This window comes from Bradyrhizobium sp. 191, from assembly GCF_023100985.1.
GTDB classification, from domain to species: domain Bacteria; phylum Pseudomonadota; class Alphaproteobacteria; order Rhizobiales; family Xanthobacteraceae; genus Bradyrhizobium; species Bradyrhizobium diversitatis.
The window spans coordinates 1,093,024-1,112,115 of record NZ_CP064692.1; the positions used below are offsets into that span (position 1 = coordinate 1,093,024).

The window sequence follows — 19,092 nt, forward strand, 5'->3', positions numbered from 1 at the left end:
TCCTAGCGCTCAAAGCTCGTAGCCGAAATCCGCCCCGAGCTTCGCCCGCATGAAAGGCGCGCCGGAATCGATCCAGGAGTCCTCGGGCGGCAGCCGCAAGGACACCGCACGGACCATGAACACGTCCGGATCGGTGACGCCCTTCGGCCTGATGCCGTGGTCGCGATAGGCGCCGAGTGCTTCCAGAATGAACCGCCTGGTCATCGCGATGCCGGTATCGCTGGAACACAAATTCTCCTTGGTGCGGTCGGCGACCGGCGATACCCCGCTCTGGCACGCTCCGTCCTGGACCCAAAGACCGGGGAGACCGGAGAACCATGTCGTCCGCTGGGCTTCGTAGTCGAACTGATATCCGTTCTGCGGATTGTACTTCGTCCAATAGTCGGCGTACGGCACCGTCACCGGCTGCTTGACCAGCGCGTGGCGGCTGGCGTGGCCGCTCTCCCGGCCCTTGTGCCCTTCCGCGAAAACCTCGCGCGTCTTGGCCAGCAGCGGCTGCGAGGGATGATAGGAGAACATGATGCAGAGCGTGTTCTCGTCGTCGATCGGCACCCAGGCATGGCCGCTCAGATCGGGAAACGGCGATAGCGGCGGAACCAGCGTGTAGAACGGCAGCATGAACTGATTGACGCGCCAGTAGAGCGTATTGGCGTCGTAGTTCCGGCGGGCGGCAATGCTCATGCCGAAATCCTGCTTGACGCATTCGAAGGTCGGGCGGAGGTCGCGCTTTTGGATCCAGGCGCTGGTGGTGCCCTGCGCATCGAGACGGCCGTGAAGCAAGGGTGCGTGCGCGGAATCGATCTCGCCCTCGACGGCCTGCAGCCAGTTGCACTCCTGAACCCGCACCGAGATGTGAACCTGCTCCTCGGGGACAAGATTCCACTCGACATTCGGCAGCGGCGGAGGCGCGGCCTGATCCGGCCCGAGATAGGCCCAGATCATTCCGTTGCGCTCGCGGCAGGCATAGGCCTTGATGCGCACCCGCTCCTTGAGCCGGCTGCGGACCGGTTCGGCCGGCATGTCCATCACCGCGCCCGTGACGTCGAACTTCCAGCCGTGATAGACGCAGCGCAGGCCGCAATCCTCATTGCGGGCGAAGACCATCGGCGCGCCCCGGTGCGGACAGGCCTGGTCGACCAGACCAACGCGGCCCTCGGTGTCGCGGAAGGCCACCAGATCCTCGCCAAGCAGTCGGACGCGCTTCGGCTGTCCATCGCGCGCCAGATCGGCGGACGGCAGAAACGGAATCCAGTAGAGCCGGAACAACTCCCCCAGCGGAGTGCCCTTGCCAACTCTTACCAGCCGCTCGTTGTCCTCGTGCGAGAGCATGATTTCTCCTCGATCGTTTTTGTCAGGTTCGTTTTTGGGTCGTTCTCGCGTCCAGCAAGGCTGTGACCCGATCGGACAATCCGAGATCGCGCGCGGTCCATAACGGGTCGGATGAAGCCAGCGGCCGTCGCGGAATCGGCGGCAGCTTTCCGGCCTCGACCAGCCTGACGATCATTTCGATCCGCTGACGCTCCAGATCCTTCAGCACGTCTTCAACGACGACGCCTTCTGCGGCGCAGCCGGGAAGCTCCGGATAAGCGCAACGGACGAGCCATTCTCCGGGCTCGGTCTCGACAGCCTCCGCCTCGAGCAGATACGGAATCGACAACAGAGCGCGCAGATCCAACGCCGGGCCTCCCTGGGGCTCTATTCTAGGAGCGACCATTTAATACGTATACGTATCATATCGCCATGACCCTGGCAACCGTCCGGATGCCGCCGGGGCGACACCCTTCACCGCCGGTTGAGAGGCGACGGCCAAGCTGCTAACCGCTTGTTGCATTGGAGCAGGTGGGAACTAGGCGTCATGTCGGTCAAAAAGGACGAAGCGGGAGATCCGGTTGCCGCGCTGGCACATCAGTGGAGACTGGAAAGCGGCATCGGATTTCTGCTGCGCCTGCTCGAGGCCAAATATGACGGGCTCTACCAGAGCGTCACGCGACAATCCGACATCACGCCCCGCCAGTTCGGCGTGCTGATGGCGCTGCTGCAGGAGGGGCCGATGACCGCATCGGCCCTTGCAGAACGCATCAGTTGCGACCGGAATACGCTCAGCGAAATGCTGAAGCGGATGACCGCACGCAGGCTGATCTCCAAGAAGAACCATCCCGCCGATCGCCGTTCCATCCAGGTCCAGATCACGGCCAAGGGCACCAGCGCCCTGATGGCCGTGGTTCCGGCCGCGGCCCGGCTGCAAGATCTCATGCTTGCTCCCTTGAGCCACGACGACCGCGCGCATTTCCTGCGTTGCATGCTGGCGATCGCGAAGTCTCCCCCTCCCGAGCCCGGCGCCTGAGTCCCGCAGCCGCGGCCAGACCGCCGCTTGGCGGACAAGGCTGTTGTAATCCCTCGGCCGATACGATACGTATACGTACTACATATATTTCCGAGGCGCCATAGAGCGCCCGTCGAGGGGAGGCGCTGATGCGCGCACTGGTTCTGCTGCTGTCATGCCTGTTCGCGGTCCCTTGTCTGGCCGAGGGGTATCCGGAGCGTGCGATCCGGATGATCGTGCCCTATCCGGCGGGCGGCTCCACCGACATCCTCGCGCGGGCGATCCTGCAACCCCTCACCGAAATCCTTGGCAAGCCGGTCATCATCGACAACAAGTCGGGTGCCGGAGGCATCATCGGCACGACAGAAGCGGCTCGGGCAACGCCGGACGGATACACGATCGTATTCGGCAATCTCGGGCCGAACGCGTTGAACGCGAGCCTCTACAAGAAGCTCGCCTACGATCCCGTCCGCGATTTCGTGCCGATCTCGAAGGTCGTCGACGTGCCGTTCCTGCTGGTGACGGCGCCGTCGACCGGGATCAGCAGCGTCACCGATCTCATCGCGCGCGGCAAGAAAGATCCTAACGCCCTCACCTATGCGTCGGTCGGGCAAGGATCGGCCTCGCATGTCACGGCAGAGCTGTTTCGCCGTCAGGCCGGCATTGAAATGCAGCATGTTCCTTATCGTGGGGGCGCACCGGCAACCAACGATACTCTGGCGGGCCAGGTTTCAGTCTACTTCATCACGCCGCTCGAAGGCATGGGTCAGGTCCAGGCCGGCATGCTGAAGTCGCTCGGCATCAGCACGGCGGAGCGCTCGCCGCTGTTTCCGGACACGCCGACCATCAACGAGGCGCTTCCTGGATTTCAGGTCGTGGTGTGGTTTGGCATCCTCGCGCCTGCCGGCACCCCGCCAGAGATCGTGGCCAGGCTCAACGACGCAGTCACGCGCGCGGTCGCGACGCCGTCCGTGCAAGAGGCCCTCAAGAAGCTGGGCGTCGAACCGAAGAGCTCAACGCCGGATGCTTTTGCGGCCACCATCCGCGGCGATGTCGACAAATGGGCGAAGGTGGTGAAGGAGGCCAATATCACACTCGATTAGCACCGTCCGCTATTCGGTCTTGACGTTGCGTTCCTCGATCACCTTGCGCCAGGACGGGATTTCTGCGGCGATCAGGGCGTGCAGTTCGGCAGGCGTGCTGGCCTTGGCCTCGACGCCATAGGAGAGAAAGCGATCCCGCATTTGCGGCATCGCCAGGACCGTACCAAGCGCAGCGTTGAGCTTGGCAACGACATCCGGCGGAGTGCCGGCAGGCGCCAGAATGCCGAACCACGTTTCGACCGAATAGCCCTTCAAGGCACTGCCGATGGATGCCGCCCCGGGAGCAACCGGCGATGGACCGGGCGAGGAAACCCCGAGCAGTTTCACCTTGCCGGAGAGGATGTGCTCGTTCAGCGTATCGGAAGTGGTGGTGAGAAGAATGTCGACCTCGCCGGCAAAGATCGCAAGCGTCGTTGGCGCCTGGCCCCGGTATGGGACGTGGACCATTTGCAGACCTGCCTGATTAAGGAAGCGCTCGGTGCTCAGATGCCCGAGCGAGCCGGGTCCGGCAGACGCGTACAGTAACGGCTTGCTCTGCACCTTGGCATAGGCAAGCAGCCCGGCGACGTCGTTCACCGGCACCTTTTCGCTTGCCACCAGAACCAGCGGCGCTGTGGAAACCAGCGACACCGGCGCAAAGCTCTTTAGCGGATCGAAATCGATGCCCTTCTGCAGCAACGGCGCGATCGAGATCGGGCCATTGTTGGCAAATAGAAGCGTGTATCCGTCGGCATCCGATCGAGCCGCTTCGTTGGAGCCGGTCGTGCCGGCCGCACCGCCGCGATTGTCGATGACAATCGGCTGGCCGAGGATTTTTGTCATCGGTTCCTGCAGAGCACGCGCCATGATGTCGGTCGAACCGCCGGCGGGATATGGCACGATGAGCCGGATCGGACGCGATGGATAATTGTCCGCAGCGGCGGGCGCGACGAGCATCGCCGCTCCGAATATGAAAGCCAGAACGCGTAGCCTCTTCATGTCGATCCTCCCACGATATTTTTTGATTATCTTGCGGTAGAAAATTCGCGGCTGGCAGCATCAAATCACGGTGACGCTCCACCCTTTCCAAATGCGCCGGCTGCAGCGGCCTGCTCGAGGTCGTTTTCGGACAGGCCGAGCACGCGCGCGAGAATCTCGTCCCGGTGTTCGCCGATGGCGGGGATGTCGTGGCCGATTCCAGTCCGCGCGCCCGACATCCGCCACGGCGCGTTGACGCCCTTGAACTCGCCTGCGACATCGGCGATCGGCGCGAAGACGCCACGGGCGGACAAATCCGCATCATCCAGCGTTTCCGCGGGGTCGCGAAAGCGGGCGCTCGGAATGCCGGCGCGATCGAGCGCTGCCAGGCACTCATCCACCGTGTGCTGCATGGTCCACCGCTCGACGACCTGCATCATCGCGCTCCAGTTCGCGCCACGCGCTGCGACCGAAGTGAAACGAGGGTCGGACGAAAGCTCCGGCAGGCGCGTCAGGTCGCGAAGCGCCGCAAAATTGCGCGCCGAGACCGGCGCGATCAGGACGTCGCCGTCCTTGGCGCGCACGGGGCCATAGGTCGGCCGTGCCACCGGCGCCGAGAATTGCGCTTCCTGCAGCTCATACACCATGAGGTTCAGCATGCAGTCCATCAGAACGACATCGACGTGCTGCCCTGCTCCCGTACGCTCCCGTTGCACCATCGCCGTTTGAATCGCCGAGAAGCCGAAAACGCCGCCGAGAATGTCGGCAACGAACACTGCTCCGGCCGCCGGCCGGTCGCGATCACCCGCGTATCGCATCAGCGCGCGGTCGAAACCGCTCTCGGCTTGAACGATCATCGCATAGGCCGGTCGTTCCGACTGCGGACCGGTCTGGCCGTAGCCGGATATCGAGCAATAGATCAAACGCGGATTGATATTGCGAAGCGCCTCATAGCCGAGACCCAGGCGCTCCATCACACCGGGCCGGAAATTCTCGACCAGAATATCCGTACTTTCGACCATCCGATGCACGAGCTTGATCGCCTCGGGCGATTTGAGGTCCAGTGCGATGCTCTTCTTGCCAGCGTTGAGCTGACCGAAATAGGCGCTTTGGCCGTCGCGAAGGGGCGCGCGCAGACGCATCTCCTCGCCTTCCGGCGGCTCGATCTTGATCACTTCGGCGCCGACATCTGCCAGCAGCCGGGCGCAATAGGGTCCGGCGATCATGATCGAGAAGTCCAGCACGCGGATGCCCTCAAGTGGTGGCTTCAACGATTGTCCCTGCATCATCCGTTCCTATCGAGGTAAGCCAAGCGCACGCTGCGCAATCAGGCTGCGCTGAATTTCGTTCGTTCCGATGCTGATCACCCACATCAGGGAATGACGCAGGTTTTGCTCGAACCGGCCGTTGTCGATGGCACCGGGCATCTGTTCGGACAGCGTGGCGCGCACGCCGAGCATGTCGAGTGCGGCCTCGCCGAATCGTTCCATTAGTTCACTGGAAAAGACCTTGCTGATCGCACCATACTCCGGCGGAGTGACGCCGCCCGCGGCAAGGTCAGCGCAATGCATCATCAATTGGCGCCCGATCTCGATTTCGGACGCGAACGTCGCCATGCGGTCCCGGATGACCGGATCCTCGCTCAATTCCTGCCGGGCCATGACGTGCTGGCGCAGTCGTTCAAAGGCATGCGCGACTTTCAGCACGATGCCGCCGCCGACCAGCCCCCGCTCGAAAGCGAGCGCCCCGGTTAGGACTTTCCAGCCCTCGTTTTCAGCGCCGACGAGGTTCTCCAGAGGCACGCGAACATCGTCGTAGAAGATGTTGCCGAACGTTCCATCGTACATGGTGGTGGCCGGCCGGATCGTGATCCCGGGTGTGGTCATCGGCACGATGAACATGCTGATGCCGGCATGGGGCTTGGCGCTCTTGTCGGTTCGCGCCGCCAGGAACATGTATTTTCCCCACCAGGTGGTGGTCCAGATCTTCTGACCGTTGATGACCCAATGGTCGCCGTCGCGGACTGCGCTGGTCCGCAGTGCCGCAAGGTCGGATCCTGCCTGCGGCTCGCTGTAACCCATCCCATGCATGGCCTCGCCGCGCAGAATTTCCGGCAGATATTTCTTCTGTTGCTCGGACGTTCCGAACATCATCAAGGCGTTGGCCTGGATCGAGGCGCCAATGCGCGGAGCCTCGTTCTGCTCCATGGTCTCCATGAAGGCGATTTGCTCGAGCGGCGAACGCGCCTGGCCGCCGAACTCCTCCGGCCAGCCGAGGCCGATCCAGCCGGTGCTGCCCATATCGGCGGCAAATTCAGCGTCGAACTCGCGCTTTGCGAACGGCTTGGCGTCGAAGGCGGCTTTTCTGCTGTCCGCCCAGTTTTGCGCAAACCACCGCTTGACCTGATCGCGCAGTTCGTTGCCCGCGCAGCCGAGGTCATATTGCGGCATCCCCGCGCCGCCATTGTCGAAGAGACGGGCGGCGAGGCTTCGTTTGGCATGGACGGCGCCACCAAACGCTACGGTGTCCAGATGGACGCGCTTGAAATGCAGTGGTGCTTCGTGTTCTTCGGCGTAGCCGATGGCGCCGAATGTGTGCTGCGTCTCCAGCGAAACGCGTCGCAAAGCAGGGCCCGCGAACGCCATGGCGCAATCGGAGAAATACGGCCAGTCGAGATCGCCCTCGTCCCGCAGCTTTGCCGCGTGGTGCAGAACGAGACGCGCACCTTCGAGGTCGATGAGGCAGTTGGCGAGCTTGTGTTGAATCGCCTGAAATCGCCCGATTGGTTGACCGAACTGCTGCCGTTCCCCGGCATAGGCTACTGCCAGCTCGAACGCCCGACGCGCGGCACCATGGGCGCGCGCCAGTAGCATCAGACGCGCGATCGATCGTAGGTCGCTCAGGCTGATGTCGGCAGCAGGAACAAGTCTTGCCGGCGCCGCATCGAGCTTCAGCTCCCAATTGCCCCACGCCCCCATCGCGCGCGTAGGTATACGATCGACGCCGGGAGCCCGAAGGTCGACGAGCACGAGCTGCGCCTCATCAACCGGCGTGAGCAGGTGGGTCGCGCTTCCCGCGGCTTCGACGAACCGGAGAAATCCCGCTGCCGTCTCGCCATCAAGCGTGATCGAACCGATACCGGGATCGGGATCGAACGCACCGAAGGAGAAGACAATGCGCGCCGCGCCAGCGTGAAGCGCCTTTCGCAGTTCGGCTCCATCGGAGGATGCATCCGGCAGCACGAGGTTGGCCAGCACGGCAGACCACATCGGAGCTGGACACGCCGCGCGGCCGAGCTCTTCCATCACCGCCAGGATCTCGCGAAGACCGCCCTCCTCCGGATCGGCGCCCAGAACCGCGACACCCTGCTGGGCCAGCTTGTCCCAGATCTCGGTGATCGCGTCCGGCGACGCGCCATCCTTCAGGCGATCGGCGCGCCAATGAGTTGCGAGAAGCCCGCGCAAGGATGCGCGAAGCATACCCTCAACGTCGTCGCTTTCGATGCCGGAGGCCATCACGAGAGCCTACGCCTGACCGAACCTCGGCTTGCGCTTCTCCTTGAAGGACATGGTTGCCTCCTTGTGGTCCGCTGTCTCGAACGTGACCTGTTCGAGCGCCATTGACGCCTCGAGCAACATGTTCACGCGATCCTTCACGATCTGGTTGATCGACAGCTTGGTCCAGCGGATCGCCCAGGCCGGGCCGTTCGCCAGTTCAATGGCGATTTCCCGCGCCTTGCCCAGCACGTCAGCACGAGGAACCACATGATTGACCAAGCCAATCCGTTCAGCTTCCCTGCCCTTGAGCAACGTGCCGCGGATCAAGAACTCCTTGGCCTTGTTGATGCCGACCAGCAATGGCCAGATCACGGTGCCACCGTCTCCGGCAACCAGGCCAACGCGCGAGACGTGTGTGTCGCCGATGCGCGCATCCTCGGACATGACCGTGATATCGCAGAGCAGCGCATGGGTCGCAGCGAGCCCAATGGCATCGCCATTGATCGCAGCGATAATGGGCTTGTCGAGCTCGAGTTGCCGGGTAACCCCGCGCCGGCTGATCATGGGATCATGCACTTCGCCTTCTTCAAGGACGTCCCCGCCCGGACGCTCCGACATCGCTTTGACATCGCCGCCAACGCTGAAAAAATCACCGGCGCCGGTCAGCACCACGACGCTGACGGCATGGTCATCGGCGAGGTCGTCCCAGATCGTCCGCAGCTCGCGGATCAGCTTCTGATTGATCGCATTGCGCGACTGCGGCCGGTTCAAGGTCACCGTCGCCACCTTCTCCGACACTTCGACCTTGAGGCATTCATACTTCGCGTAGTTCGACACTTCATTCCTCCCGTTTTTGTCGTTGTTCGAGCGCAGGCCGTCGGCTTCCAAGCCCAACTAACGCCGCATGCCCGGCCGGACCTCGGCAAGCGCGACATGCAGCGACATCGCGCCGGGGTCCTGCTCGAGCATTCGCTGGACAGCTTCGAGATGCGCGCGCATCAGGCGGCGCGCCGACGAGGTGTTTCGCTCCGCTATGGCAGAGAGCAATTGACGCCGCCGCTCAGCCAGCCGGGTCATCGCAACGCCGCTCGAGGCCACCTTGGCGTAAACGAAACGCATGTGAATCTCAGTCACCGAATCCATGATCATTGCAATGACCTTGTTTCTGGTCGAAGCCGCCAGCAGCTTGTAGAATTCGCGGGAGCACTCGACCCGGTCGAGCAGTCGCCCTTCCTTGGTTGCAAGCTCGGTTCGCCGGATGTTGGCCTCCATCGCGTCCAGATCGGACCGGCGCGCATGGTCGCACGCAAGACCGACGACGAGGTCGAGCACGTGGACACGCGCCTCTGACAATTCCCGGACCGAAATCGTGCCGAGACTCAGCATGTCCCGCATCACGTCGTTCATGCGGCCGGTGTCGCCCTCCTGGATGAAGGCACCGCCTTTGACGCCTTTCAGCAATCGAAGCACGCCAGCCATCTCGAGGCTGCGCAACGCTTCCCTGAGGACATTGCGACTCACACCGAGCTGCTGGGCCAGCTCGCGCTCCGGAGGCAGCTTGTCGCCGGGCTTCAGCAGCCCGAGCGCCAGCTGCTCGCGAATTCGTTCGCAGATTTCCTCGAACGCCCGCCTCGTATGGATCGGCCGGAACCCGGGGGCCGGGGCAGGACTTGGCGTCGCCCGCTGATCGGCCGGGCGCCTGCCGGACGAAACATTGCGGGATTGCGCGCCGGCGCGGGGGGTTGACTTGGTGGTCATGTAGTGAATTACTAAATGGATCACCCATTCAATGGAAGCCCTTTTTTGGCTTTCACTCGAAAATTTCGGCTGCGAGGGCACATGAGCTTTTCCGAGGAACAGATCGCCTTCCGCGACACCGTCCGTAAAATCGCCGAGAAGCATGTGGCGCCGATCGCCGCGGAAATCGACGAGACCGACCGCTTTCCGACCGAGCTCGTGAAGCTATTCGGCGAGATGGGGCTGATGCAGCTCTGGGTGCCGGAGCAATATGGCGGCCCGAATGGCAATCTCACCATGGCCTGCATCGCGCGCGAGGAGATCTCGAGGATATCGCCGGCCTGTGCTTCGATCGCCTGCCTGAACACGATGTTCATCATGCCGCTCCTCCACTTCGGTTCGGAGGAACAACGAAAGAAATACCTACCGATCATCGCCAAGGGCGGCGTCGTCACCGCAATTGCCATCTCCGAGCCGCAGGCCGGCTCAGACGTCACCGCAATCGCAACACGTGCCCGGAAAGACGGTGATTCCTACATCCTCGACGGCCGCAAGCAGTGGTGCAGTTACGGAGTGGTCGCCGACTACATCGTGGTGATGGCACGGACTAGCGACAGTCCAGGCTCCGATGGCATAAGCGCCTTTATTGTCGAGCCGAAGAAGATGGCGGGCATCTCCTTTGGACGTCACGAGCGCAAGATGGGATTCCGGGGCGCGCCGAACACTCCGATCTTCTTCGATAAGGTGCGCGTACCGCTGGAAAATCTGGTGGGGGAAGAAGGCAAGGGCTTTCGAGCCTCGATGCGCGCCCTCGATCTCAATCGGCCGACGATTGGAGCTCAATCTGTCGGACTGGCTCAGGGCGCACTCGACGCCAGCGTCGCCTACGCGAAAGAGCGCAAGCAGTTCAAGAAGTCGATCTCGGAATTCCAAGGCCTGCAGTTCATGCTCGCCGACATGGCCATGCAGATCGAGGCGGCGCGCGCGCTGGTATATGAATGTGCACGGGCCGGCGATACGAGTGACTGGAAGCGCCTGAATGTTCTTGCCAGCATGGCCAAGTGTGTGGCTAGCGACATGGCCATGAAGGTGACCACGGATGCGGTGCAGATCTTCGGGGGATACGGCTACACCATGGATTATCCCGTCGAGCGCATGATGCGTGATGCAAAGCTCACTCAGATCTTTGAGGGCACGAACCAAATCCAGCGGGTCGTCATCGCACGTGAGCTCCTGCGATAAGGACGTGACATCGGCTTGCTGATACGTGATGGAGTGACCGGCGATCTGAAAGATCTAGACTGCTTGGGCAAAAAATGTCCGCGGCGTGACTTCTTTTGCTTCCGCGCCGATAGGATGACGAAAAGCTTGATTTCGGCCCGGACGTGCTCATTCGAGGCGCCCTGACGACGCTGGGGCTCGCATCGATCGGCGGCGGCCAAGCGAGACTAGGGGAATCTCCCACCCCCTGCCATGCTTGATTTCGTGCTCCGATGATTGTTGAGGGATAGCGCGGGTGGAAAAGAAAGGTTCAGCGGCATGAAGATCGTCCAAGCCGAGATGCTCGATAGATTAGATCGCTATCGCATCGTCGAAGTGGAGGTCCCGCGACCCGGGCCAGGCGAGGTATTGATCAGGGTCGCCGCTTGCGGCGTGGGCTACGTCGATTCGTTGGTTGCTCTTGGTCGATACCAGGTGAAACCTAAGCTACCTCATATTCCCGGCCAAGAGATTTCTGGCTGGATCGAAGCGGCAGGCGATGGCGTCACGGCCCACAGTGTCGGCGACCGTGTCATGGCAACAGCCGCGGGAGGCTTTGCGGAGTACGCACTCGCGGATGCCGCTTCAGCGTACAAGATTCCCGATCGGATGACGTTCGAGCAGGCAGCCGGCTTTCGGATCAACTATTTGACTGCGCTCCATGCCTTGAAGACCGTGCTTCGTTGCGCCAACGAGAGCAGGTCGTGATAATGGGCGCGGCCGGCGGGCTCGGTGCCGCCGCGGTGCAGGTTGCGCGCCTTCTCGGCGGCGAAGTCGTCGCGGTTGCCTCTTCCGAGGAAAAGCGTGAATTCGCTCGCGGCCTCGGTGCCGAGCGGACGTTGGACTCCGAAAAGGATGGATGGCGTGATCGCCTGAGATCTCTCACTGAAGGCAAGGGACCAAACGTCATCTTTGACCCGGTCTGCGGCCCACTGTTCGAGCTGGCGTTCCGATCTCTGGCCTGGGGCGGTCGTCATCTCGTGGCCGGATTCGTTGGCGACCCGATTCCGACCCTGCCGGTCAATTTGTCACTCATGAAAGGCGCCGCACTGATCGGGGTCGATGTGCGGCAGTTCCTGCTCTATGAGCAGGACCACGCCAGAGCGCTCCTGCTCGAATTGCTCGATTGGGTCGAGCAGAATCGGCTTACACCTCCCGTCGGCAAGTCCTTCCCGCTGACGTCCTTTCTCGACGTCCCGAACTATGCAATCTCTGGAAAGGGCCTGGGAAAGACGGTCCTCGCAATTGGTCCGAACAAGTTCTGAGCGCAGCTTTGCCAGGCCTTCGGGGCCTGACGATCGGCTAACGTCAAGCCCGTTCGCACCCGTCCTGCAGCATCAATTCCAACATGACGGCCAACAAGGTTCTTCATCAGTTCATTTGCCGCGTCATATATCGGTTCAATGCGGCGCGGCCGTGCTCAAGGCGGTACTCCAATCCATCGTGCGCAAGTTGAGCTAGCTCCAGCAATCGATATCTCAGCTGGAGAAGCAGAGAAAGGTGAAGACCTGAAAATCACCCCGCTTGCTCAACCTCGACCATTGTGGCGTTGGCGGATCAGCTAGGACTTGGCAGAGCGAGTGGACGTCGCGGGGTGCCGTGACACGACGGGAGACGCGATCCCGTACAGGAATTGATCCACGATCATGTCCGCAAACTCGGCCGGCCCGATCCCTCCTCTGGGATCGTACCAGGTGTGGCTGAAGTTCAGTGTGCCAAAGAGCATCATGGCGTAAACCTTCCGCGTCCGCTTGACGATCTTCCCATGATTGTCGAGCTGGAGCAGCAGGCCGGAAACCAGGTCGACGATCCGGCGCTCGAGAGATTTGATCGTCTGTTGATCGTCCTCGGACAGGAACGTCAGATCGTTGAGGATCAGGCGTTGTTCCTGCGGCGACCGCGCATTGAGGTCAACGATGGCGCGGATCGCCGCCCGGAACTGGTCGGTCGTCGCGGCATGTTTCGCGATCGCGTGCTCGACGTCCGCAATCATCTGGCGCACGTGCTCGTCCAGGATTGCGAATAGAATCGCTTCCTTCGACTCGAAGTAGTGATACAGCGCGCCGCGGGACAGCTTGCATGCCTCGGCGAGATCGGCGATCGAGGCGCGCATATAGCCGTATTCGGCGAACAGGCCGCGGGCCGCCACGATGATGCCGCGGTGGATATCGTCATAGTTCTCGGAGCGCGTCCGCGCCATCGGCCTCTCTCGCTCAAAACGAACGCCGCCGAATCCGGCGACTCCCGCTCCTCTATACAACCGCTTCGGCCATCTCGCTCAGCCTACGCACACAAGTCCACCAGAACCGCGAGCTCGGCGTGCGAAAATTTGATCCAGATCAAAAAATAATTTGAACGGCCGGTCGGATTATAATATCCTCCTATCTCGTCAGGCAAGCAGTTCAGGCACGCGGGACCAACCCGGCGGCATCAGGGAGGTTGTGCGTGGACAGTCGGAAGGTCGATGCTGTCGTGATCGGTGCCGGCGCCGGCGGCCTGTGCGCTGCGGCGCGGCTGGCGCATGCCGGGCTCTACACGGTCCTGGTCGACGATCACGACAGGCTGGGCGGCCGCGCCTCCACCGAGGAGATCGACGGCTTCAAGGTCAATATCGGTGCGATCGCGATCGAGTTCGGCGGCGTGTTCGAGGAGACGTTTCGCACCGTCGGCGTCCCCCTCGACATTCGCGCGCCGGAGCCGGCAAGCTCCTTCTTCATCGACGGCAAGCTGATCGACGTCGGCCGCGGCGGCTGGTCGCTCCTGCTCGGGCAATTGACCAAGCAGGCCTCGCGCATCCTCGAGAAATTCGCCGACGCCCGCTCCGGCAATCTGCCCGACGGCCGGCAATCCACCGAGGACTGGCTGAAGGGCTACACCAGCAACGCCACGGTGCATGCTCTCTTCCGCAATCTCTGCGCGGCGATCTTCGCCTGCAACGCCGCCGAGCTGCCGGCCCGTGCCTTCCTCACCTATTTCACCAGCAAGGGCGCCTTCAAGAAGTTCGGCTTCTGCCCGGAGGGAACGGTCGGCGTCTGGAACAGCCTTGCGACGGCGGTGAGGCGCAATGGCGAGGTCTGGCTCGGCACACCGGCGACCCGGATCCACACGGCGAACGGACAGGTGAGCGGCGTGACCCTGCTCCGGGACGGCAGGCCGACGCGGATCGACACCGATCTTGTGGTCAGCAATGCCGGCCCGAAGGCCACCGTCGCGCTTGCCGGCGAAGCCGCCTTCCCCGCCGACTATGTCACGAGGGTCAGGGACGACCTCCGCCCGGCTGCCAACATCGTCATCAACGTCGCGAGCCGCGAGCCGCTGCTGAACCACCCCGGCATCGTGACGTTCGGCAAGACACGCCGTCTCTGCAACATGGCGAACCTCTCCGCGACCTGCCCCGAGCTCGCGCCGCCCGGCTGGCATCTCTATGTCGCCTATGCCGTGCCGGTTCCTGCACTCGGCGAATTCGACTCCGAAGCCGAAATTGCGCTTGCGCTAGCGGATCTACGCGAACAGTTCAACAATTTCGATCAGGCCAGGATTCTGTCCATCCGCGTGATGCGCGACGACTGGCCGGCGCAACGGAGCTGCGCCGGCTACGACCTGCCGCGCGAGACCGGCATCGCGGGCCTTTGGTGCGTCGGCGATGCGGTGAAGCAATACGGCAATGGCGGCACGCAGGCCTGCGCCGAAACGGCGAAGATCGTGACCGATGCGATACTCGCTGCGCGGCCGCCCGCGGCCCAGGCGAGCCGGATCTGATCGATGCCGACCACGATCCGCACTCCAACCTCCTCTCCGGCGCCGCGCGCGATGTCCGCACCGGATGGCCTGCTCGAATTCCGCAACGTTCGCGTCGTCTACGACAACGCAATCGAAGCCATTCGCGACGTCTCGATTGCGGTGCCCGAAGGCGGCATCGTCGCCCTGCTCGGCTCCAACGGCGCCGGCAAGTCGACGCTGCTGAAGGCGATGTCCGGCATCCTTTACACCGAGGAAGGCGTGATCGAGAACGGCAGCATCCGCTTCCGCGGCGAGGACGTGCATCAGCTCGCCCCCGACGAGCTGGTACGCCGCGGAATCGTGCAGGTGCCCGAGGGCCGTCGCGTCTTCGCTGCGCTGACGATCGACGAAAATCTCCAGATGGGAGGCTACACGAGGACCGCTGCGGAGGCGCGCGAGCGTCGCGACAAGGTGTTGTCGCTGTTCCCGCGACTCCACGAACGGCGCGACCAGATCGCCGGCTACATGTCCGGCGGGGAACAGCAGATGCTGGCGATCGGCCGCGCGCTCATGACCGATCCTGTTCTGCTCGCGCTTGACGAGCCGTCGCTGGGACTCGCGCCTTTGATCATCGACCGCATCTACGAGGTGATCGCCCGCCTGCGCGACGAATTGAAGATGACGGTGCTTCTGGTCGAGCAGAACGCGCAGCGAGCGCTCGACCTCGCCGACTACGGCTACATCCTCGAAACGGGGCGCGTCGTGCTCGACGGCACTGCCAGCAAGCTCACAGCCAACGAGGACGTCCAGGAATTCTACCTCGGCGTCTCCTCAGCCGGCCGCAAGAGCCTGCGCGAGGTCAAGCACTACAAGCGGCGCAAGCGGTGGCTGTCGTGACCGCGCTTCTCACCGTCGAAAACCTCAGCAAGCGTTTCGGCGGCCTCCAGGCCATTGCCGACGTCAGCCTCACGGTCGCGCCCGGCGAGATCTGCAGCGTGATCGGCCCGAACGGCGCCGGCAAGACCAGCCTGTTCAACATGATCTCCGGCGTGCTGCGGCCGAGCGGCGGGCGCATCGTATTCGAAGGCGTCGATGTTTCGACCATCTCGCCCTGGAAGTTTGCTGCCGCCGGGATCGGCCGCACCTTCCAGAACCTCGCTCTGTTCAAACACGGCACGGTGGTCGAGAACATCCTGACCGGCCGCCACACCCACCTGCGTTCCAACGTGATCGATGCCGTGGTCTTCTTCGGCCGCACGCGCCGCGAGGAGATTGCGGCGCGGCAACGGGTCGAGCACATCATCGAGTTCCTCGAGATCGAGCATGTCAGGGACGCGGTCGTCGGGACACTGTCCTATGGCCAGCAGAAGCGCGTCGAGCTTGCACGCGCGCTCGCCTCGGAGCCCAAGATCCTGCTGCTCGACGAGATGGTCTCGGGCATGAACCAGGAGGAGACGGAGGACATCGCTCGTTTCGTCCTCGACATCAGGGACGAGCTCGGCATCACCGTATTGATGATCGAGCATGAGATGCGGATCGTCATGGACATCTCCGATCGCGTCCACGTGCTCAATTTTGGCCGCAAGATTGCCGAAGGCACGCCCGACGAGATCAGGCACCACCCGGCCGTCGCCGAAGCCTATCTCGGCGGCAAACGTTCCGGCGCAATTGCACAGGTGGGATCGTGATGTCGACACTCGACAGCCTCCGCTCCACGCTGCCGCCGCTCCAGGCCATAGCCCCCCGCAGCGCGCCCGCGAGCGACGCGGCGACCTTCCACGCCTCGCTGCGGGATGGCGCCATCACCATTCCGCAAATGCTACGACAGCGCGCCGCCATGCATGGCGAGGCGCGGGCCTTGCGCGAAAAGGATTACGGTATCTGGAATCCCTACTCCTGGCGCCACTATCACGAAACGGCGCGTGCGGTGGCGCTGGGCCTGCTGTCGCTCGGCATCAAAGCGGGAGACCGCGTCGCCATCGCCGGCGAGAATACCCCGGAATGGTTTTACGCCGATCTGGGCGCGCAGATGATCGGGGCCGTGACGGTCGGCATCTATCCGACCAATCCCTGGGTCGAGCTGCAATATATCGTCAAGCATTCCGGCGCCCGTGTCGTCGTCACCGGCGACCAGGAGCAGACCGACAAAGTGCTGGACGCCATGGCCAACAATGGCGGACTTCCCAATGTCGAGGCCATCGTCTGCATCGACATGAAGGGCCTGCGGCATTATCGCCAGCCGGCGCTGATGTCGTTCGAGACCCTGTGCCAGCGCGGCCTTGCCCATGCACGCGAGACGCCGGACTCGAACGCGACACTCGACCGACTGATCTCGCAAGGTTCGCCCGACGACGTCTGCATCCTGGTCTACACCTCCGGCACGACCGGCCCCCCCAAGGGCGCGATGCTGACGCATCGCAATCTGGTCTACGCCGCCTTCACCTACGCAGAAGCCGTCGGCATTGCGGACAAGCCGTTCGAGGCCGTCAGCTACCTGCCGCTGTGCCACGTCGCAGAGCGCTGCTACGGCATGGTGACGCATCTGGTGCTCGGCGGCACGGTGAGCTTTGCCGAATCGATCGACACCGTCGCCACCAATATCCGCGAGATCGCGCCGACCTTCTTCGTCGGCGTGCCGCGCATCTACGAGAAGCTGCAACAGGGCTTTCTGTTCCGGCTCGGCGAAAGCGGCAAGCTGCGGCAAGGCCTGACCAGGGCCTGCCTCGCCTGGGGACGCACGCTTTCCGACCGCCGGCAGGCCGGCAAGGAAAGCCTTGTCGACTGGGCGGCTTATGGCCTGCTCTATCTCCTGATGTTCCGGAATCTGCAGCGTCACCTCGGCTTCGCCCATAGCCGCCATCGGCTTTGCGCGGGCGCGTCGATCTCGCCCGAGACCCTGCGCTTCTTCGACATCATCGGCCGCCCGGTCTCGCAGGGCTATGGGCTCACCGAAAGCGGCGGCGTCGCCTTCGTCCAGTCGGCAAGCCACCACCGGATCGGCGGCTGCGGCCTGCCCCTTCCCGGGACGGAATGGAAGCTCGACGACGACGGCGAGATCCTGCTGCGCAGTCCCGGTGTCTTCAAGGGCTACTTCCTCGACGAAAAGGCCTCGACGGCCTCCCTCGAGGCCGGCGGCTGGCTGCGCACCGGCGACATCGTCGAGGTGCTCGACGATGGCGAGATCGCCGTGGTCGACCGCAAGAAGGCCATCATCATCACCGCCGGCGGCAAGAACATCGCGCCCTCCGAGATCGAGAACGCGCTGAAGGATTCCGAATTCGTCAAGGAAGCGATCGTGGTCGGCGAGGCCAGGAAGTATCTCGGCGCCATCATCCAGGTCGACTACGACAATGTCGGCCGCTGGGCGCGCGACCGGGCGCTGGCCTATACAAACTACAAGTCGCTGTCGCAGCTCGCCGAGGTGCACGAGCTGGTCGGGCGCATCGTCAACGAGACCAACAAGCGCTTTGCCCGGGTCGAGAACGTCAGACGGTTCGCGATCCTGGAAAAGGAGCTCGACCACGACGACGGCGAGCTGACTGCCACGCAGAAAGTACGCCGCGCCATGATCGAGAAGAAGTTCGCGCGCGAGCTCGCCATCATCTATCCCGTGGAGGGCTGAATGCAGTATCTCCTGCAGCTTCTGATCTCCGGACTTGCGATCGGCGCGATCTACGGCCTGATCGCGATGGGCTTTGCGGTCATCTACAAATCGACCGGGCTGGTCAATTTCGCGCAGGGCGAGATGACCATGATCACGGCCTATATCGCCTGGACCATCTCGACCACCGTCAGCGGAAACGTCGTCGTGGTCGCGTTCGGCGCCATCCTCGCCGCGATCCTGCTCGGCCTGGTCATCGAGCGCGTCGTGATGCGGCCGATGCTGGGCGAGCCGGTATTCGCGACCGTAATGGTGACCATTGGGCTCGCGGTGATCCTGCGCTCGGCGATCAACTTCGTCTGGGACGCCTATCCGCATGGCCTCGACGTCGGCATGGGACGCGACATCGTCCGCCTGGGCGGAATTGGCGTCCGCACCGGCCAGATCGCCGTCATCGCGACGCTGCTGTCGCTGCTCGCGGCGATCTGGGCGTTCTTCCGCTACAGCAAGATGGGGGTCGCGATGCGCGCCGTTGCGGCCGACGACCGGACCGCGTTGCTGATGGGCATCAGCGCCACCCGCGTCCATGCGCTGGCCTGGGCGGCCTCTTCGGTCATCGCCGGGATCGGCGGGGTGTTCTTCGCCCTTTCCTACGATCTGTCGCCGGCCATGTTCCAACTCGGGCTGAAGGCGTTTCCGGCCACCATCCTCGGCGGGCTCGATGCCGTGCTCGGCTCCGGCCTCGGCGGCCTTCTCATCGGCATCACCGAGAATCTCGCCGGCGGCTATCTCGGCTCCGGCATGAAGGAGATCGCCGGCTTCGCGATGATCATCGTCGTGCTGATGATCCGGCCGTTCGGCATGTTCGGCGAACGCGACATCGAGAGGGTCTAG

Annotated in this window: 18 protein-coding genes; 10 read left to right on the forward strand and 8 right to left on the reverse strand. The window is 63.2% G+C overall.

All coding sequences use genetic code 11. The features are described from left to right. Window positions 1-9: 9 nt before the first annotated feature. Window positions 10-1,329: a Rieske 2Fe-2S domain-containing protein gene (locus tag IVB23_RS05275; RefSeq protein WP_247802746.1), complete on the reverse strand. Its 1,320-nt coding sequence runs from the start codon at window positions 1,327-1,329 to the stop codon at window positions 10-12. A 22-nt stretch (window positions 1,330-1,351) separates the two neighbouring features. Next, entirely contained in the window at window positions 1,352-1,675 is a 324-nt protein-coding gene (locus IVB23_RS05280) for a hypothetical protein (RefSeq protein ID WP_247802748.1), read from the reverse strand. Between the two features lie 180 nt (window positions 1,676-1,855). Between IVB23_RS05280 and IVB23_RS05285 the strand changes: the two genes are divergently transcribed. Together IVB23_RS05285 and IVB23_RS05290 are read left to right on the forward strand one after the other, a co-directional pair. Then, complete coding sequence (locus IVB23_RS05285) at window positions 1,856-2,344, forward strand: MarR family winged helix-turn-helix transcriptional regulator (RefSeq protein WP_247802750.1); 489 nt, start codon at window positions 1,856-1,858, stop codon at window positions 2,342-2,344. A 128-nt stretch (window positions 2,345-2,472) separates the two neighbouring features. Continuing rightward, window positions 2,473-3,426, forward strand: a complete 954-nt coding sequence (locus IVB23_RS05290; protein ID WP_247802752.1) for a tripartite tricarboxylate transporter substrate binding protein — start codon at window positions 2,473-2,475, stop codon at window positions 3,424-3,426. A 9-nt stretch (window positions 3,427-3,435) separates the two neighbouring features. Here the strand turns inward: IVB23_RS05290 and IVB23_RS05295 are convergent, their stop codons facing one another. The 5 genes from IVB23_RS05295 to IVB23_RS05315 all read right to left on the reverse strand — a co-directional run bounded on the left by IVB23_RS05295 (window position 3,436) and on the right by IVB23_RS05315 (window position 9,782). After that, complete coding sequence (locus tag IVB23_RS05295) at window positions 3,436-4,404, reverse strand: tripartite tricarboxylate transporter substrate binding protein (RefSeq protein WP_247802754.1); 969 nt, start codon at window positions 4,402-4,404, stop codon at window positions 3,436-3,438. Window positions 4,405-4,469: 65 nt separating this feature from the next. After that, window positions 4,470-5,654 (reverse strand): CoA transferase, encoded by a 1,185-nt coding sequence (locus IVB23_RS05300; protein WP_247802755.1) that lies wholly within the window; start codon window positions 5,652-5,654, stop codon window positions 4,470-4,472. 24 nt (window positions 5,655-5,678) lie between these two features. Then, window positions 5,679-7,898: an acyl-CoA dehydrogenase gene (locus tag IVB23_RS05305; protein ID WP_247802758.1), complete on the reverse strand. Its 2,220-nt coding sequence runs from the start codon at window positions 7,896-7,898 to the stop codon at window positions 5,679-5,681. A gap of 9 nt (window positions 7,899-7,907) precedes the next feature. Next, complete coding sequence (locus IVB23_RS05310) at window positions 7,908-8,768, reverse strand: enoyl-CoA hydratase-related protein (RefSeq protein ID WP_247802761.1); 861 nt, start codon at window positions 8,766-8,768, stop codon at window positions 7,908-7,910. A 6-nt stretch (window positions 8,769-8,774) separates the two neighbouring features. Continuing rightward, window positions 8,775-9,782 (reverse strand): GntR family transcriptional regulator, encoded by a 1,008-nt coding sequence (locus IVB23_RS05315; protein WP_247802763.1) that lies wholly within the window; start codon window positions 9,780-9,782, stop codon window positions 8,775-8,777. Here IVB23_RS05315 and IVB23_RS05320 point away from each other — a divergent pair. The 3 genes from IVB23_RS05320 to IVB23_RS05330 all read left to right on the forward strand — a co-directional run bounded on the left by IVB23_RS05320 (window position 9,720) and on the right by IVB23_RS05330 (window position 12,142). After that, on the forward strand, window positions 9,720-10,859 hold the full coding sequence (locus tag IVB23_RS05320) for an acyl-CoA dehydrogenase family protein (protein WP_247802765.1): 1,140 nt from the start codon (window positions 9,720-9,722) through the stop codon (window positions 10,857-10,859). The genes IVB23_RS05315 and IVB23_RS05320 overlap by 63 nt on opposite strands. Window positions 10,860-11,156: 297 nt before the next feature. Then, window positions 11,157-11,585, forward strand: a complete 429-nt coding sequence (locus IVB23_RS05325; RefSeq protein ID WP_247802767.1) for an alcohol dehydrogenase catalytic domain-containing protein — start codon at window positions 11,157-11,159, stop codon at window positions 11,583-11,585. A 2-nt stretch (window positions 11,586-11,587) separates the two neighbouring features. Continuing rightward, window positions 11,588-12,142 carry a zinc-binding dehydrogenase gene (locus IVB23_RS05330; protein WP_247802769.1) on the forward strand — a complete coding sequence of 185 codons (555 nt, stop codon included), beginning with the start codon at window positions 11,588-11,590 and terminating at the stop codon, window positions 12,140-12,142. A 296-nt stretch (window positions 12,143-12,438) separates the two neighbouring features. Here the strand turns inward: IVB23_RS05330 and IVB23_RS05335 are convergent, their stop codons facing one another. Further along, on the reverse strand, window positions 12,439-13,077 hold the full coding sequence (locus tag IVB23_RS05335; RefSeq protein WP_247802772.1) for a TetR/AcrR family transcriptional regulator: 639 nt from the start codon (window positions 13,075-13,077) through the stop codon (window positions 12,439-12,441). Between the two features lie 245 nt (window positions 13,078-13,322). Here IVB23_RS05335 and IVB23_RS05340 point away from each other — a divergent pair, with 245 nt between their 5' ends. The 5 genes from IVB23_RS05340 to IVB23_RS05360 are packed head-to-tail and all read left to right on the forward strand — an operon-like array spanning window position 13,323 to window position 19,092. Continuing rightward, the gene (locus IVB23_RS05340; protein WP_247802774.1) at window positions 13,323-14,636 is read left to right on the forward strand and encodes an FAD-dependent oxidoreductase; all 1,314 of its coding nucleotides are present in this window, start codon (window positions 13,323-13,325) and stop codon (window positions 14,634-14,636) included. Window positions 14,637-14,639: 3 nt separating this feature from the next. Next, a complete protein-coding gene (locus IVB23_RS05345) occupies window positions 14,640-15,494 on the forward strand; it encodes an ABC transporter ATP-binding protein (RefSeq protein ID WP_247802777.1) in 855 nt (284 codons plus the stop codon). After that, window positions 15,491-16,285 carry an ABC transporter ATP-binding protein gene (locus IVB23_RS05350; RefSeq protein WP_247802778.1) on the forward strand — a complete coding sequence of 265 codons (795 nt, stop codon included), beginning with the start codon at window positions 15,491-15,493 and terminating at the stop codon, window positions 16,283-16,285. The genes IVB23_RS05345 and IVB23_RS05350 overlap by 4 nt, the downstream gene beginning before the upstream one ends. Next, entirely contained in the window at window positions 16,285-18,219 is a 1,935-nt protein-coding gene (locus tag IVB23_RS05355; protein WP_247802780.1) for an AMP-binding protein, read from the forward strand. The genes IVB23_RS05350 and IVB23_RS05355 overlap by 1 nt, the downstream gene beginning before the upstream one ends. Then, window positions 18,220-19,092 (forward strand): branched-chain amino acid ABC transporter permease, encoded by an 873-nt coding sequence (locus tag IVB23_RS05360; protein WP_247802781.1) that lies wholly within the window; start codon window positions 18,220-18,222, stop codon window positions 19,090-19,092.

Bases quoted from the DNA above. Each gene is read 5' to 3' on its own strand.
- IVB23_RS05275 (WP_247802746.1), bottom strand. From the start codon at position 1,329: ATGCTCTCGCACGAGGACAACGAGCGGCTGGTAAGAGTTGGCAAGGGC.
- IVB23_RS05285 (WP_247802750.1), top strand. From the start codon at position 1,856: ATGTCGGTCAAAAAGGACGAAGCGGGAGATCCGGTTGCCGCGCTGGCA.
- IVB23_RS05290 (WP_247802752.1), top strand. From the start codon at position 2,473: ATGCGCGCACTGGTTCTGCTGCTGTCATGCCTGTTCGCGGTCCCTTGT.
- IVB23_RS05295 (WP_247802754.1), bottom strand. From the start codon at position 4,404: ATGAAGAGGCTACGCGTTCTGGCTTTCATATTCGGAGCGGCGATGCTC.
- IVB23_RS05305 (WP_247802758.1), bottom strand. From the start codon at position 7,898: ATGGCCTCCGGCATCGAAAGCGACGACGTTGAGGGTATGCTTCGCGCA.
- IVB23_RS05320 (WP_247802765.1), top strand. From the start codon at position 9,720: ATGAGCTTTTCCGAGGAACAGATCGCCTTCCGCGACACCGTCCGTAAA.
- IVB23_RS05315 (WP_247802763.1), bottom strand. From the start codon at position 9,782: ATGCTTCTCGGCGATTTTACGGACGGTGTCGCGGAAGGCGATCTGTTC.
- IVB23_RS05325 (WP_247802767.1), top strand. From the start codon at position 11,157: ATGAAGATCGTCCAAGCCGAGATGCTCGATAGATTAGATCGCTATCGC.
- IVB23_RS05330 (WP_247802769.1), top strand. From the start codon at position 11,588: ATGGGCGCGGCCGGCGGGCTCGGTGCCGCCGCGGTGCAGGTTGCGCGC.
- IVB23_RS05335 (WP_247802772.1), bottom strand. From the start codon at position 13,077: ATGGCGCGGACGCGCTCCGAGAACTATGACGATATCCACCGCGGCATC.
- IVB23_RS05345 (WP_247802777.1), top strand. From the start codon at position 14,640: ATGCCGACCACGATCCGCACTCCAACCTCCTCTCCGGCGCCGCGCGCG.
- IVB23_RS05355 (WP_247802780.1), top strand. From the start codon at position 16,285: ATGTCGACACTCGACAGCCTCCGCTCCACGCTGCCGCCGCTCCAGGCC.
- IVB23_RS05360 (WP_247802781.1), top strand. From the start codon at position 18,220: ATGCAGTATCTCCTGCAGCTTCTGATCTCCGGACTTGCGATCGGCGCG.